The sequence below is a fragment of the Bifidobacterium porcinum genome (assembly GCF_055378475.1).
On sequence record NZ_AP029603.1, the window covers coordinates 1594655 to 1610300 of the forward strand.

Below are 15646 nucleotides of genomic sequence, written 5' to 3' on the forward strand. Positions count from 1 at the left end.
CACCAGAGCAATGCGCACCTGGGCGATTTCGCGGTAACACCCATTCGACCAGCGCTCGCCCGGGCAGCAAGGCAACAATCCCCGGCAACTCACCCGAGCAGCGCGAGCAGGTCGTCCTTGGTAAGCCGGCTGATGGCGCTGCCACCGGTCGTCGAGGCATCATCAACGAACTTCGCCGCAAGATCGGACTTCGTACGCTGCAGGTTGATGATGCGCTCCTCGATTGTGTCCTTCGCCACAATCTGGTACACGTTCACATCCTGCGTCTGCCCGATGCGATGCGCACGGTCAGTCGCCTGGTTCTGCGCTGCGGCATTCCACCACGGGTCGGCATGCACAACCACGCAGGCACCGGTCAGGTTGAGACCCGTATTGCCGGCCTTGAGCGAAATGAGGAACACCGGGGTGTCGTCCTTGTTGAACTGGTTGACCAGCTCAAGCCGCTTCTTCTTCGGGGTTCCGCCGGTGATCACGTCATAGTCGATGCCGTTCTTGTGCAACCGCTTGCCGATCAGATGCAGATAACTGGTGAACTGCGAGAAAATCAGCATCTTCCGACCCGCATCACGGCAGGATTCCACCAGCTCCTCGATGGCGTCAAGCTTGGCGGATTTCTTCCCGGCGTTCTCGTATACCAACCGCGGATCGCAGCAAATCTGCCGCAACCTGGTCAGCTGGGCGAGCACCTTGATTTTCTCGGCGCCGGAATCGAAGTTCGTATCCCTGTTGATGGAAGCGCGCAACCGCTGCTCGAGCGCCGCATACAGTTTGCGCTGCTCGCCCTCCAGCTGGACGGTGATGACGTTCTCAATCTTGTCGGGCAGGTCGCCGAGTACGTCCTTCTTGAGACGGCGCAGAATGAACGGGCCGACAAACACCTGCAATCTGCGCTGCGCGATGGCGTCACCGCTGAGAATCGGCATTTCGAACCGACCGCGGAAATGCTTATAGCTGCCGAGCATCCCGGGCATGAGGAAATCGAAAATGCTCCACAATTCGGACAGTCGGTTCTCAATCGGCGTGCCGGTGAGCGCGAACCGATGCTTGGCCTGGATCGAACGCACCGCCTGCGAGGATTTCGTCGCGTGGTTCTTCACATATTGTGCCTCATCCAACGCCATGCACGTGAAGTTGATATCACGATAATCATCGATATCGCGCCGCAACAGATCATATGAAGTGACGAGCAGGTCATAATCGCGTGCACTGGCAAGAATCGCCCGACGTTCGTCCTTGCTTCCCGCGAGCGCAGCGACGTGCAGTTCCGGCGTGAATTTCTCCGCCTCAGCGACCCAGTTATAGACCAGAGAGGCCGGGCAGACAATCAGGTTCGGTCCGTTCTTGCGCGCTTCGTCCAGCCGACTGAGCAGCATGGCGAGCATCTGCACGGTTTTGCCCAGACCCATTTCATCCGCAAGAATACCGCCGAAGCCCTTGTCGCACACCGCGTTGAGCCACCTGAAGCCCTCCGCCTGATAGGGACGAAGCACGGATTTCAGGCTTTCCGGCACCTCGTAGCGGTTCGGGTCGATGACCTTGAGGTTCTCGACATACTGGCAGAACCGCTGGTCCTTGTCCTCATCATCGGTTTGTCCGTCAAGATAGAAGGCTTGGAATGCCGGCACGTCCACGGCTCCATCGGCGAACTCGTCTCGGTCGATGCCCAGATCGTCGGCGACGGTGTCAAGCTTGCTGGTGTCCATACTGGCCAAGTTGACAAACCGTCCGTCGCGCAGGCGATGGAACCGTTTGCGCTGGCGGTAGCTGTTGAGCAGCTGCGGCACTTCGTCAGGGTCGACTTCGTCGGCGATCGGCGAGATTTCCACCAAATCGGATCGCATGGACAGCCCGATTTTGATGATTGGGGACGGCATGGATGTCACCCCGTCGAACGCCGGTGTTGAGTACACGGTCCCCAGTCCGCGCAATACCGGCAGTCCTTCGGTCAGCAGACGGTAGATTCCCTCGTCGTCATCTTCGGATAGCCGCGCAACCGGGCCATCCGGGCGCGGGAAATAATGCAGCAGCGCTTCGACCACAAGCCGTTCGGTGGTCGTGTCGCGCACCACGCCGTCATGTGCGCCGTTGCCGTTGAAGATATGGAATCGCCGGTCACCGTACCGGGCTTGGGCATCGCACGTGATGCCGTCGCGGTCGCGGTCGAAATACAGTTCGATATTGCACGGCTGTTGGATGGTGGCGAGCAGTTTCGCCGGGATATCGGCGATCAGGCCATGCAATGACTCTGGCCGATCATGCTGCGGGTCGCTGTTCGGGTTGGTGTCGCCCGGCGTGCCGTATGCGGCAGGTCCAGTCGGCTCGTCCGATACCGGCGTCTCATGTGTTGTCTCGGTATGCGGATTGCCAGCGGAACCGTCGGTATCGGTGGCATCTGCGAGGCCCGCGGGACCGGCGATATCGTCGTCATCATCCGTTTCCTGCTGCACCGGCACGCCGTCAATCGCGCCGACCGTCAGCTGCGGGAGCACTGTGCGGCTGAATGCGTTCAAATCACGGGAGCTGACATACTGCTCGGTCTCGCAATCCTCCCCGCACAGCGCCATCGCAAGCTGTGCGCGCCGCGCCAACTGCGGTGAACACCGGAAAATCATCGGCAGGCCGTCGGTGCTCGACGAGTACCATTCGCGGTTCGCCCCGATCGCGGAGCCGACGATCACATATGAGGAAGGGTGTCCGTCAATCATCGCAATCACGCAGGCGGTATGCGTAATCGTGTATCCGCCATCGGGCTCGGGAGTGATGCGCAACCCGAAATCAGGGTCGGCGCCGACGACACGCATGGATCGCGCGTTGGCGAAAGTCGTGTTGAGCCCCACCACACCCACGGCTTCCCCGGTATCGACGAACAAGCCGAGCAGCTCCGCCAATTCGTCGTCGGCCACCGCGTATCCGTCGCCTGACGCACTATGCGGGAACGAATAGAACATCGCGTTGCTCAGGCTTTCCCTGACCTGCACGGCACGATCGAGAATGTCAAGCATCTTGCGGGACTGCTCGTCGAAGGTGTCGCGGGTATGGACGAACGCGAGCTTCTGCCCGTACTGGAAGTACCCCTGGTTGCGCACCGAATCAAGCAACTGGGGGATGCTGTTGACGACATAGCTGAGTCTGAGCGACGGGACGTTGAGTTTAAGCCGGATCGAAGCCCCGGATACCCGCGCGGATTTCGCAAACGCAAGTTCCAGATGCACGCTGCCGATCGGCAGATGGCGGCTGCTTTGCACAGATGTCGGCACCCCGCCGTTCTTCTCCGCGGCGTTGACCTGCTTAAGCAATTCAAGCTGCCGGTTTTTCGCGTCATCGGCTTGGCGGCGCTCCTCGCTGAACATGAAGCGCTCCAGCAGCGGGGATGTAGTGCGATGCTGGCGTCCGCCACGGGAAGAGGCGTCCCCCTTGACGGTGAATGACGAGGAATCCTCGTTGTATGCGATGATCAACGCCAGCACATGCTTGCAAATGCCGCCGAATCTGCTGAACGCCGGGCAGGTGCATGACGAATCGGTGAAATCCGAGCGATCCTCGTCAATATGCGTGCTCACATCGTAATCGCTCAGGAAGTTCTCAGTGCTGTGGACCGTCGCATGAAGCGTTTCACCGTCATCCGTGTAAGTGCAGGTAAAATCACGCATCCGATTGCCGGAAAGGACGTCAAACGCACGATAATACGCGGATCCCCCTCGCCGCTTCAGCTTGGATTCAGGAACGACCTCATCGCGCGCGCCATACGAGGAACCGGGTTCTGCGCCGAAATCACGAGGCGCGTCATACCCGCTGCCGCCTCGTCCCCCATATACCGATGCATGCCAGTCCATGACCACCATCCTTCATCAAGCACTCATTCCATCGTAACGCAAGACGGGCGGGAACACACATCGGCATTCCCGCCCGTCTCGCCGCTCAGCGATGCTTCTTGCCACCGGCATGTTTCTTCCCGGAATGATACTTCCCCGCCGGCTTTGATTTCTTCGAAGCCTTGGTTTTTTTGCCATGCTTCGCGCTGACGAACCTCACATCATCGCGGTGCTTCTTGCCGGCATGACGCCAACCACCGGAACGCTGGCCGAACTCGCGTTCGCGACGCTGCTTGCGATTGTGCGGGCCCTCATCATACGACGAGATACGACGGCCGGAATGGCGTTGCGGCATCTCGCCGTCGCGGAACGACCGGTCGAAATCGCGCATATCATCATCGCGACGCCCGGCACCGCGATCGAAACGGTCCTTGCTGTGCTTGTGATGCCCGGCGTCCTTGGCGCCCTTATGGCCATGATGCTTGGTGTTGCGGTAATCCTCGGACATGGCGAAATCGACGGATGCCGGCTGTCCGAACCCGTCGAACGATTCGCGGGCGTCGTCGGCATGATGCCCGTGCGAGGCATAGCCCTTACCCTTGGCACCGCCCTTGTCGTGGCGGTCCTTGTGGTCGCGGCGATCTTTGTCATCGCGGTCATGACGGCCCTTGCGTTTGCCGCCATCCTTCTTCTTGCCGTTCTTACCGCTCTTGCCGTGTTTGTTGCCGAAATCGACCTGACCCAGATCCCAGCCCTCGACAACAGGTGCGACCTCGCCTACCAGCTTTAGCAGTTCAGGAGACTCCGGGGTGACCGCGACCGGCTTCGCGTCAATACCCGCGTTGTGGAACAGACGATGCGAAGACCGGCGCTGGTTCGGCAGCACGAGTGTGACCACGTCACCATGTTCGCCGGCGCGCGCGGTACGGCCGGAACGATGGAGGAAGGACTTCGGGTCGGCCGGCGGTTCGGTCTGGATCACCAGCGCGACATCGCTGACGTCGATGCCTCGCGCGGCGACATCCGTGGCAACCAGGACACGCACAAATCCACGCTCGAACGCGGCGAGATGATGGTCGCGCTGCTTTTGCGACAGATTGCCCTGCAAATCGACCGCAGGAATGCCGTGCTTGACGAGCTTCTCGGCAAGTTCCTTGGCCTGGTACTTGGTACGGGTGAAGATGATGCGCTTATCCTTGCCGCTGGCGAGCGCACGAATCACCTCAGGCTTGTCGTCCTTGGTGACCTTGAACACATGCTGGGTGAGCGTGTCGACCTGGGCGTCGGCGGCATCGACCGCATGGACCTTCGGCTCATGCAGGAATTCGTCCACGAGCTTGTCGACACCATGGTCGAGGGTCGCGGAGAATAGCATGCGCTGGCCGTCAGGGGCGACCTGAGCGAGCAGTTTCTCAACCGAAGGAAGGAAGCCCATATCGGCCATTTCATCGGCTTCGTCAAGCACCGCGACGCGCACGGATTCAAGGCTGAGCAGCTTCTGGTTGAGCAAATCCTCGAGACGCCCAGGGCAGGCAACCACAATCTGGGCGCCGCGACGCAGCCCGTCAACCTGACGGCCTTGGCGCACACCGCCGTAGATGGTGACGGTACGCATGCCGTACACCTCGGCGAGAGGCCTGATGACTTCGTCAATCTGGTTGACCAGCTCTCTGGTCGGTGCGAGCACGAGTGCGCGCGGGTGGGGCAGCATGGCTTTCTTGCGCGCGTCCTTGTCGCCGCTGTTCTTTATGGCGTTGAAATCGCGAATCGCGTCATCGGCGTCGCTGGACTGCGCGAGACGGGCGATCAGCGGGATGGAGAACGCGAGGGTCTTGCCGGAACCGGTCTGGCCTCGGCCGAGAATATCGCGTCCGGCAAGGGAATCCGGCAGGGTGTCCGCCTGGATGGGGAACGCCGTGGTTTTGCCGTCGCGTTCGAGCGCATCGACCAGTTCGCGCGGAACCCCCAGTTCGGCGAAGGTGCGAGGCGGCTCGTCGCGGTGTGCGGCGGAATCGGCCGCAGCTGCCTCTGCAGCCGCGACATATTTGCTCTCGTGAAGTTCTTCTTCGATGTTCTGGTTCTTGAAGGAGGAGTTCTTGCCGTCACGGCGGTCGAAGCGCTTACCGCCCTTGCGCCCGCCCTTGCCGTGATGTTTGAAGGAATCGCCATGCCGCTTGTTGTCGTGCTTATGGGCATGCTGAGAGGATTTGGAATCAGTCACTATGTTCTTTCGATCGTAAGTCGGTCGCTCACGCGACCCAGCCGCACTCCCGCGGCGTTATTCAGACAATTCAGTCTATCGCGAGGTGTCGAATTCGACGCGCGGCATTTGGCGGCACCGTTGGTGACACGGTTGGTGACGCAGTTGGTTGGCGGCACGGTTGGCAATGCAGTTGGTGACATGGCTGGTGACACAGTTGGAAACGCAGTCGGCAATGCCGAACATGGGGTGAACGAGGCGGTTGCCCCTCGTGTTGGTACATGGCGGTGCCGGACTGTGGCGCATTCGACGCAGTCGCAGAGGCCTGCACCCGGCTGATATCGGCGTCCGCTAACCCGCACAGCCCAGTTTGTGAGTCAATCCTCACACAACCCGACACAGATTGACCAAAATCGTCAACCTCGGCACTGCAACCACCCAGTTTGCGAACCAATCCTCACACAACCAGTCACAACCCGGCCAAAACCGACGACACCCACTGCTCAACCACTCAGATTGTGAGCTAATCCTCACACAACCCAACACAACCCGGCCAAAACCGTTAATCTCAGCACTGCAACCACCCAGTTTGCGAACCAATCCTCACACAACCCAACACAACCGCAGATGCCCCTTCGCGTCGGCAGGGCGTGACGCGCAAGGCTGTGCCGGATGGCATGGGGCGGCAGGCATGGCGCGCAAGCCAACGCTGACAGAATCAGCAAGCCCAAAGAATCAGCAAGCCCGTGTCAGTAGGTCAGTAAGTCTTGATGGCCAGGTCGATGGTCAGGGCAATGCCGGCGATCACCGCGGCGATGCGCATGATGCGAGCAGGGATTTTCCGGGTGATCGGCGGGGCGATGTAGCTGCCGGCGAAGCAGCCGAGGCACATCACGATGGCCAACGGCCAATCGACGACGCCTCGCACGATAAACACCACGGATGCGCTCATATTCGCGCCCCACCCGATCAGGGTTTTCAGCGCGTTGACCTGATGGAACGGTCCGATGCCGGCGGCGTCAAGCACCGCAAGGACCAACGTGCCCGCGCCGGCTCCGAAATAGCCGCTGTAGATTGCACAGCATGACACGCCAAGCCAGACCCACCACGGGTCTTCGGAGAGCGGCTCGGTTTGTGTACGGACGAGCGGGCGGGAACGCCGCTTCCCTGTATTGCCGTCCGGCGATGCCTCATTCAGTCCCAGCTGGACAGCTTGCGCCTGTGCTGCTGCGGCGGCCTGTCTGGCTTCGGCGCGCCCGCGCGGATTGAGGGCGATTGCGGCGCTGCTCAGGGCGATCAGCGGCGGGACAACGAATTCGAAGACCTTCGGGTCGAGTTCAAGCAGCAGCAACGCCCCCAGGATGCCGCCGACCACGCCAATCGACACGTAAATCGCGGCCCTGAGATGCAATCCATGCAACTCCTTGCGCGCACCGAGCGCACCGCCGAATCCCGTGCCCAGCACGCCGACCGTGTTCGACGCGTTGGCGAGGACGGGCGGCACTCCCAGCGCCAACAGTGCAGGGTAGGAAATCAGCGATGATGCGCCCACGGCGTACCCCACGAAGCCAGCGCCGACACCGGCAAGCGCCACCAACAGCAGGGTGAGTACCGAGTATCCAGCAATCATGATGTACCTCACCTCCGCGGGCGCAACGGCAATGTGAATGCCGGTGTTGCCGTATTTCCGAGTGTTTGCAACTGACAGACGCGAATCCGGAATTGTCGAGCCCAGTCGATTGATCGTCCCGCCAATCGCAAGTCCTGTTCATCCAAGTCCTGTCAATTGATAGTCTCGTCTATCGCAAGTCCCGACGAAGGATAATCCCGTCAATCGCATGTCCCGCCGATTGATAGTACGAGGAAGGCGAGGAGGCGTCCACTTTCCCGTCCAAGATACGAACAGCAACGACGGGCCGGGGGCGACCGCAATGTCGCACACTGGGCAGATACCGGCCCATCAGACTCTCCGAACCACCTAAATCTGTCCGCCATGCAACCCACCAATCGCACAACTCGCCGAAACCCGACGCCCCACCCGCGCGCCCCGTCATCGACCCACCCGCTGTAGACCGTATACGCCATAATGGAAGGGTTATTGTGACCGATTACATTCCATATGCGCCTCCCCGGCGCACATCAGGAGAACGGAACAACTTTGGCTGAGTTTATTTATCAAATGATCAAGGCGCGCAAGGCCTACGGCGACCGGGTCATCCTCGACGACGTGACCTTGAGCTTCCTGCCAGGCGCGAAGATCGGCGTGGTGGGCCCCAACGGCATGGGCAAGTCCACGCTGCTGCGCATCATGGCCGGTCTCGACACCGTCTCAAACGGCGAAGCGACCCTCACCCCGGGCTACACGGTCGGCATCCTCCAGCAGGATCCGCCGCTCGACGAAGACAAGACCGTCGGCGAGAACATCAAGATGGCGTTCGGTCCGATTGCCGAGAAGGTTGAGCGCTTCAACCAAATCGGCGAGGAAATGGCGAATCCCGACGCCGATTACGACGCCCTCATGGAGGAAATGGGCAAGCTGCAGACCGAAATCGACGCCGCCAACGGCTGGGATCTCGACTCCCAACTTGAGCAGGCGATGGACGCGTTGCAGTGCCCCGACCCCGACACCCCGGTCAGCGTGTGCTCCGGTGGCGAGCGCCGTCGTGTCGCCCTGTGCCGTCTGCTGCTTGAAGCCCCCGACCTGCTGCTGCTCGACGAGCCCACCAACCATCTGGACGCCGAATCGATCCTGTGGCTCGAACAGTTCCTGCACCAGTACAAGGGCGCCGTCATCGCTGTCACCCACGACCGCTACTTCATGGACAACGTGGCCGAGTGGATTTGCGAAGTCGATCGCGGCCACCTGTACCCGTACAAGGGCAACTACTCCACGTATCTGGAGACGAAGGCCAAGCGTATGGAAATCCAGGGCGCCAAGGACGCCAAGCTCGCCAAGCGCCTGAAGAACGAGCTCGACTGGGTGCGTTCCTCGCCGAAGGCCCGTCAGGCCAAGAACAAGGCGCGTCTCGAGCGCTACGACCAGATGGAGGAGCAGGCACGCAACTCCAAGAAGCTTGACTTCTCCGAAATCCAGATCCCGCCGGGGCCGCGTCTGGGCTCGCAGGTGCTGGAAGCCGAACATATTCACAAGGCGTTCGGCGACCGCGTGCTCATCGACGATCTGAGCTTCACGCTGCCGCGTAACGGCATCGTCGGCGTGATCGGCCCGAACGGCGTGGGCAAGTCCACCTTGTTCAAGACAATCGTCGGTCTGGAGCCGCTCACTTCAGGCAAGCTCACCATCGGCGACACCGTCAAGATCTCCTACGTCGACCAGAACCGTGCAGGCCTCGATCCGAACAAGAACCTGTGGGAGGCCGTCTCCGGCGGGCTTGACTTCATCGAGGTCGGCGGCGTGGAAGTGCCCACCCGCGCCTATGTGGCAAGCTTCGGGTTCAAAGGCTCCGACCAGCAGAAGCTCGTGAGCATGCTCTCGGGCGGCGAGCGCAACCGCCTGAATCTGGCGCTGACGCTCAAGCAGGGCGGCAATCTGCTGCTGCTCGACGAGCCGACCAACGACCTTGATGTCGAGACGCTGGAAAGCCTCGAGAACGCGCTGCTCGAATTCCCCGGCTGCGCCGTGGTCATCTCCCACGACCGCTGGTTCCTCGACCGCATCGCCACGCATATCCTCGCGTGGGAGGGCACCGACGAGAATCCGGCGCACTGGTACTGGTTCGAAGGCAACTTCCAAGCGTATGAGGAGAATAAGGTCGCGCGCCTCGGCGAGGACGCGGCACGGCCTCATCGTCTGCATCGCAAGCTGACGCGTTAGTAGCATGCGGATGCGTCCGCCGGCGCTCTACACCGTGCGATAGGCGAACGGCAATCAATCATGGAACCTCCCAGTCGGGCAACCGACCGGGAGGTTCTTGAGTTTTGGGTTTGGGTTTTGGGTTTGGTTCTTGGATTTCTTGGTATGCTCTTTCGTCGAGTCCAACCGGAATCAAGCACGGGGCGGCGCCCGGTTCACCTTGTAGTCGCCGGATGTTCACCCGATGCCACCGTGCGTTTACATACATAAGGACAAGTCGAATCGCAACGGAAATACACACCTGCTGTACTGTGTCATAACACACGGCGCATGCGCAGGATGCGGATTTCGTTGACGAAAACGGATTTCATCGCGAAATCCGAAGGTCTTCCGCTGAACGGATTAGACTACACCATGCGACGCATGACGTCGACCGAACTACGCTCACCGCGCTGACCGGCGGGCAGGCAGAAAAGAGCGATTATGACGCAGAACGAACCGATGACACCGTTGAAGCATCTGGTGAAGGTGTTGCAGCTTGGCACCCCTTCCCCGCATCGGGACCATACCTACATCAATGGGGAAAGCCTGTATTTCCCCACGGGGCGCGTCTATGGCGGCCAGGTGATCGCGCAGTCCGTCATCGCCGCGGCGAAAACCGTGCCGAACGGCCGGCTCCCCCATTCCATCCACGGGTATTTCATCGCCGCCGGCGATATTCACCAGGATGTGCTTTTCGATGTGGAAACCTTGCGTGACGGGCATTCCTTCTCGTCTAGGCGTGTCAATGTCACGCAGGCGCAGGGGCCGATTCTCACCGCCATCGCGAGCTTCCAGGAAACCGGCCAACGGGGTGTCGAATTCGCCGATCCGATGCCGGCCGATGTGCCGGGTCCAGAAGGACTGACCAGCGCCAAACAACTGATGGAACCCTACGCGGAAAAGTCTCCGTTCGCTGATTTCTACGCCAGCAAATCCCCATTCGACATCCGTCATGTGACGCCGACCATCATGTTGGGCGCCGACCACAAGTCCGCGGACCGGGACAGCGGCCGTCAGATGGTGTGGATGAAGGCGGATGGGACCGCAGACGTGCCGCAGGTGATGCATCGGGCGATGCTGGCGCTCGGCTGCGACCAGATCATGATGGAGCCGGTGCTGCGGCGCGCGGGGCTGAGCATTTCGACACCGGGGATTTCCTATGCGTCCATCGACCATTCGATGTGGTGGTATCGGGATATCGACATCAACCAGTGGCATTTGTATGTGCAGGATACGCCGACCGCCGCTCATGGGCGTGGGCTGGCGCTCGCGAAGGTGTATTCGCGCGACGGCGAACTGGTCGCGGTGATGGCACAGGAAGCCATGATCCGCGTCCCAGACAAGACCCTCGAAACCTTGCAATCCGGCAGCGAAACCAGCAACACCCCGGCGTAGCCGGTTCGTTTTCCCAAACTGGCTACGCAAAACCCGGCCCCAGCATCAGCAGTTTGGGGATACTCACAAACTGCTGACGGAAAACCGAGCACCAGCGTAACCGTTTGGGAAACACCTAGTTTGCAACTTTCTGTCGACGCTGACGACGCACTCACCGTCGGCAGAAGCGGCACGCACACTAGCTGCGTTTGGCGACGCCGCCACGGGCGAGCTGACGCTGTTGACGCTGACGCTCCTTGATCTTCGGGTTCTCCGGCCCCTCATCGGGCGGCAACTGACAGAACCACTCGCTGATGATGCCGATGATCATGTCAATCAAGCTGACCGCCGCCGCGATAGCGCATTCGCGAATCGCCCCCGCATAATACGGCGCATCGCTGTGAGGCAACGCGATGATCAACTGCACCCCGTACCAGCCAAGCAAAAACGCCGCAGCAAGCCCCAGCGCCTTCGACAGGATCAACGTGTTGACCGCACGCTCGGGATCAAGCCTGCGCGTACGTTTCTTCGGATCAGTCCGCGCATAGATACGCACCTGGATCGCCAACCCCAGCACCACCAGTCCCATAACCAGCATGACCACCGACACCACAATCGGCGCACCAAGCATGTCAAACTGGATGTTTTCCGCGACTTTCGTCACACCCACACTGAGCAGACAGCCTGCCAGCACCGCAATCGCGTACTGCCACCACGGGGTTCTTCGCATGATCATCAATCTCCTTGCGTATCAGGATTCCCTAGGTTGTCCGCTTGTGCAACCATCCAATCGTCACAGACGACCTCCACACTGTGCGCGTCCGGGGTATTGCGCGCAAGTTCGGCGACCTCGCCGCCATGCGGGCCGGCGAGCCGCGCGTCGCAATCGACCTGAGCCCACGGCACAAGCACAAAAGCACGCTGCCACGCCCGTGGATGCGGCAACGTCAACGTCGGGTCGTCGCACACCATGCCGTCAACATCGATGATATCAATGTCAAGCGGCCGTGATGCCCAATGCTGGCCGTGGTCGCGGCCGGCGCTTTGCTCAATATCGTGGATCGTCTGCAGCAGCTCCCGCGGTCTGCGCGTGGTGGATGCCAGCACGATGGCGTTGAGGAAATCCGGCGTATTCTGCGGCATTCCCCATGCCTTGGTGCGATACAGCGACGACACGCCGGTGATCTGCGTGCCCTCGATTGCATCAAGCTGCCGGACGGCGTCACGCAACACCCCGGTGATGGCAGCGGCATTTCCGCCCTGGTTCGCACCGAGAGACAACACGACGTGGTGGATGCTTCGGGCGCTGCCCTCGTGCTGATCGCCGCAATCCTCACAATCGCCGACCGCGACATCATCGTCCGCTGGCGCAGTTAGACAATCCTCGGCATCCCTGGTGATGGTCACGCTCACATCAGTGAAGGGCACGGTGATCGGCGCATGCGGCTTATGAACGGTGACCGTGACCCGCCTGACCCGCTCAAATGAGAGCAACGCATCGGCGATACACTGGGCGAGCCGTTCGATCAGGTCGACATGCTCCCCTTCGATGATCCCGACGATCGCCTTCGCCGCCCGGCCATAATCCACCGTGTCATCGAGCGCGTCAGACCGGCCGGCAGCGTTGAGATCAAGCTCGATTGTCGCATCGACGATGAACGGCTGAGGCCGCGTATGCTCATGCTCCAGCACGCCATGCGTACCTTGCGCACGGATTCCTGTGAGCGTGATGGTATCCATGTGCGCAGCTCCTTTCCAAATAACGAATGCCGCATTCAGCCCAAGTTCAGCACGCAATCAGCCCGCATCACGCGTTGGCGTAGGTCCGCCACATGGTGCCCATCGTGACGGCGGCCAGCGATTTTGCGACATCATGGACACGCACAGCCCACGCGCCATGTTCGGCGCACATGGTGGACAATGCGGCGGTCGCATCATCCCGCGCCGCCATATTGCCGGCGTCAATCCCCGCATCAGCGAGGAAACGCTTGCGAGATGCACCGATCAGTACCGGATACCCGCTCGCGCGCAAGGTATCCAAGCCGACAAGCAAGGGAAAATTATGCGCCGCGCTCGGCTTGGAGAACCCCAGCCCAGGATCGATGATGATCTGTTCCGGCCTGACTCCGGCGGCCAGCACATCGTCGACCTGTCCGAGCAGCTCCTCACGGACATCGTGCATGACACCGCCCGCGTACACGGAGGTATCGGCATCCGGGGTCGCGCCCTGCGAGCCCGAAAGCCAGCCGCGCCAATGCTGGACGATATACAGACAGTCGTGTTCGGCGACCACCTGCGGAACCTGTGGATCCAAACGGCCGCCTGACACATCGTTGATAATCGACGCGCCCGCTTCCAAAGCCGCTTCTGCCACACTGGCGCGGGTGGTGTCGATGGACAGCGGCACGCCGGCGTCTGCAAGCGCATGAACCGCACCGAGCACGCGATTGAGCTCGTCCTGTTCGCTGACACGTTTGGCGCCGGGACGGGTGGATTCTGCGCCGATATCGATGATCTGCGCCCCCGCCTTAGCCAATGCATGGCCGTGCTCGGCGGCGGCCTGGGGATCAAGCCACTTGCCTCCGTCCGAGAATGAATCTTCGGTGATATTGAGCACCCCCATCACCATGGTGTTGGGGGCATCGTGCAACGCCTGCAATGCTTGGTCCATGTGTTGTCTTCTTTCCGTGTTCACCGCTGCGAGAAGATCAGGCTCATCGCTTCGGCTCTGGTCGTCGGGTTCTTCATGATTCCGCGAACCGCCGATGTCGTGGTGCGGGCTTGGGATTTTTTCACGCCCCGCATGGACATGCACAAGTGCTCGCACTCCGTGACCACGATGACACCTCGCGCATCCGCATACTCCATAAGCGCGTCCGCAATCTGCTGGGTGAGCCGTTCCTGGACTTGCGGGCGGCGCGCGTATACGTCCACCAGCCGCGCGAGTTTGCTCAGCCCGACAACGGCCCCGTGCGAGGGGATATAGCCGACGTGCGCGACGCCATGGAACGGGAGCAGATGATGTTCACACACCGAATACAGTTCGATATCGCGTACCAGAACCATTTCATCGGTGTCCACCGGGAATCGCTTCTCCAGGACCTGCTGCGGATTGCTGTGCAGACCCGCGAACAGCTCATGCGAAGCGCGGGCGATCCGATCGGGGGTGTCGAGCAGGCCATCGCGATCCGGGTCTTCGCCGATTGCTTTGAGATACATCCTCACGGCGGTACGGATCGCCGCATCGTCAATGCCATCATCGGGTGTGTCTTGCTGATGAGCCGCGCATGGAGCACCGGCCGCGCCGGTCGTAGCGGCAGTAGCAATCTGACTGGCTTGAGCGGCTTGACGGTTCGTTTCGTCCGTGCTGTTCATTGCATTCCTCCTAGAATCCAGCTGTCCGACAACATCCCCACTTGCGTCGCGTCCGGAGCGAGCGCCAACAGGTAGGACAGCGGGTCGCCGTCAAAGCTGGCATCCGGCTCAATATCCATCCACGGAGCGAGGATCGACGCCTTGGTTTTCGCTTCCTGCCAGCCGACCTGTTCATGCCGGCCGTCCTCGGCATCAGAGCGCATAGTCACCGCGTGCAATGCAAGCGTGTCGCGATGCTTGTCGTTGATGGAAGCCAGCAGGTGGCTGAGTGCGGCAAGGTCCAGCCGCGTATCGACAAGCACCACCGCTGATATCGAATCCGGGCCGTCGATGGCGCTGACGTGGTACAGCGGCGAGATTCCGGTCACTTGGTTGCCGGGTACGCTGTCCAAGGCGACGACCGCGGCGCGCATCAGGTGTTCCCCGTCCCCGCTGCCACCACGCATGGCGATTACGGCGTGGGAAGGTTGCTGCACCTGCGATTGTGCGGGATTGGCATGCCCGCTTGGGACGCCTGATTTGCTGGCGCTGTGTCGTCCGCCGTCTGACGGGTTGCCGGCGTGCGCATCGCCGCCGTTCTCACCGCTGTCTTGTCTCGGCACTAATCCGCTCGCCTGCACCGCCGGTGTAGCGCCGACACGGCTGTCATCGTCCGCCATACGATGAACGTTCACAACGATTTCGTCGATGTCCGCCCCGTGCGGGTGCCCGGCATGAAGCACGACATCGACCGAGTGGACCCTGTGGGACAGCAGCACCGCCTGCGCGATGCGTCCTGCAATCGTTTCTACCAGCGCACACTCGTATGCGCCGGCCGCCATGACCTGCCGCACCCGATCGGTCAGCTGGGCGTAATCCACGGTTTGTGTGATGTCATCGCCGGCGATGGCTTCCCGCAGATCAAGCGTGACCGTGACATCGGCACGCAGATCACGCCACCGCGGCGCGTCATCATGGCCAGAACAAGCGGACGGGGATCCGCCCTGCCCTGCGGCGGCGCGAATCCCCGTCAATCGTATGGAATCCATA

10 protein-coding genes are annotated in these 15646 nt (G+C 61.1%); 2 read left to right on the forward strand and 8 right to left on the reverse strand.

Annotated elements, in window-relative coordinates:
- Positions 1 to 89 precede the first annotated feature (89 nt).
- The 3 genes from ACZ41G_RS06300 to ACZ41G_RS06310 form a co-directional block, all read right to left on the reverse strand.
- Positions 90 to 3833, reverse strand: a complete 3744-nt coding sequence (locus ACZ41G_RS06300; RefSeq protein ID WP_464144983.1) for a DEAD/DEAH box helicase — start codon at positions 3831 to 3833, stop codon at positions 90 to 92.
- An 85-nt stretch (positions 3834 to 3918) separates the two neighbouring features.
- Positions 3919 to 5883 carry a DEAD/DEAH box helicase gene (locus ACZ41G_RS06305; protein ID WP_464146247.1) on the reverse strand — a complete coding sequence of 655 codons (1965 nt, stop codon included), beginning with the start codon at positions 5881 to 5883 and terminating at the stop codon, positions 3919 to 3921.
- A gap of 886 nt (positions 5884 to 6769) precedes the next feature.
- Positions 6770 to 7642 (reverse strand): sulfite exporter TauE/SafE family protein, encoded by an 873-nt coding sequence (locus ACZ41G_RS06310; protein WP_033506250.1) that lies wholly within the window; start codon positions 7640 to 7642, stop codon positions 6770 to 6772.
- A gap of 528 nt (positions 7643 to 8170) precedes the next feature.
- Between ACZ41G_RS06310 and ettA the strand changes: the two genes are divergently transcribed.
- Both ettA and ACZ41G_RS06320 read left to right on the forward strand, forming a co-directional pair.
- On the forward strand, positions 8171 to 9847 hold the full coding sequence (gene ettA, locus ACZ41G_RS06315) for an energy-dependent translational throttle protein EttA (RefSeq protein WP_033506400.1): 1677 nt from the start codon (positions 8171 to 8173) through the stop codon (positions 9845 to 9847).
- 462 nt (positions 9848 to 10309) lie between these two features.
- Complete coding sequence (locus ACZ41G_RS06320) at positions 10310 to 11263, forward strand: acyl-CoA thioesterase (protein ID WP_412170551.1); 954 nt, start codon at positions 10310 to 10312, stop codon at positions 11261 to 11263.
- A 178-nt stretch (positions 11264 to 11441) separates the two neighbouring features.
- On the opposite strand, the gene ACZ41G_RS06325 is transcribed toward ACZ41G_RS06320, so the two are convergent.
- The 5 genes from ACZ41G_RS06325 to ACZ41G_RS06345 form a co-directional block, all read right to left on the reverse strand.
- Positions 11442 to 11978, reverse strand: coding sequence for a DUF3180 domain-containing protein (locus tag ACZ41G_RS06325; RefSeq protein ID WP_033491863.1), 537 nt, complete (start codon positions 11976 to 11978; stop codon positions 11442 to 11444).
- Positions 11978 to 12982: a dihydroneopterin aldolase gene (gene folB / locus ACZ41G_RS06330; RefSeq protein WP_464144985.1), complete on the reverse strand. Its 1005-nt coding sequence runs from the start codon at positions 12980 to 12982 to the stop codon at positions 11978 to 11980. The genes ACZ41G_RS06325 and folB overlap by 1 nt, the downstream gene beginning before the upstream one ends.
- A 67-nt stretch (positions 12983 to 13049) precedes the next feature.
- On the reverse strand, positions 13050 to 13913 hold the full coding sequence (folP, locus tag ACZ41G_RS06335) for a dihydropteroate synthase (RefSeq protein ID WP_464144987.1): 864 nt from the start codon (positions 13911 to 13913) through the stop codon (positions 13050 to 13052).
- A 20-nt stretch (positions 13914 to 13933) separates the two neighbouring features.
- Positions 13934 to 14617: a GTP cyclohydrolase I FolE gene (folE, locus tag ACZ41G_RS06340; protein WP_464144989.1), complete on the reverse strand. Its 684-nt coding sequence runs from the start codon at positions 14615 to 14617 to the stop codon at positions 13934 to 13936.
- The gene (locus ACZ41G_RS06345; protein WP_464144991.1) at positions 14614 to 15645 is read right to left on the reverse strand and encodes a dihydroneopterin aldolase; all 1032 of its coding nucleotides are present in this window, start codon (positions 15643 to 15645) and stop codon (positions 14614 to 14616) included. Before ACZ41G_RS06345 ends, folE begins: the two co-directional genes overlap by 4 nt.
- Position 15646 lies beyond the last annotated feature (1 nt).

What these genes read in the sequence shown, in the direction of transcription:
- ACZ41G_RS06300 (WP_464144983.1), bottom strand. Translation starts at nt 3,833, where the DNA reads ATGGACTGGCATGCATCGGTATATGGGGGACGAGGCGGCAGCGGGTAT.
- ACZ41G_RS06310 (WP_033506250.1), bottom strand. Translation starts at nt 7,642, where the DNA reads ATGATTGCTGGATACTCGGTACTCACCCTGCTGTTGGTGGCGCTTGCC.
- ACZ41G_RS06320 (WP_412170551.1), top strand. Translation starts at nt 10,310, where the DNA reads ATGACGCAGAACGAACCGATGACACCGTTGAAGCATCTGGTGAAGGTG.
- ACZ41G_RS06325 (WP_033491863.1), bottom strand. Translation starts at nt 11,978, where the DNA reads ATGATCATGCGAAGAACCCCGTGGTGGCAGTACGCGATTGCGGTGCTG.
- folB (WP_464144985.1), bottom strand. Translation starts at nt 12,982, where the DNA reads ATGGATACCATCACGCTCACAGGAATCCGTGCGCAAGGTACGCATGGC.
- folP (WP_464144987.1), bottom strand. Translation starts at nt 13,913, where the DNA reads ATGGACCAAGCATTGCAGGCGTTGCACGATGCCCCCAACACCATGGTG.
- folE (WP_464144989.1), bottom strand. Translation starts at nt 14,617, where the DNA reads ATGAACAGCACGGACGAAACGAACCGTCAAGCCGCTCAAGCCAGTCAG.
- ACZ41G_RS06345 (WP_464144991.1), bottom strand. Translation starts at nt 15,645, where the DNA reads ATGGATTCCATACGATTGACGGGGATTCGCGCCGCCGCAGGGCAGGGC.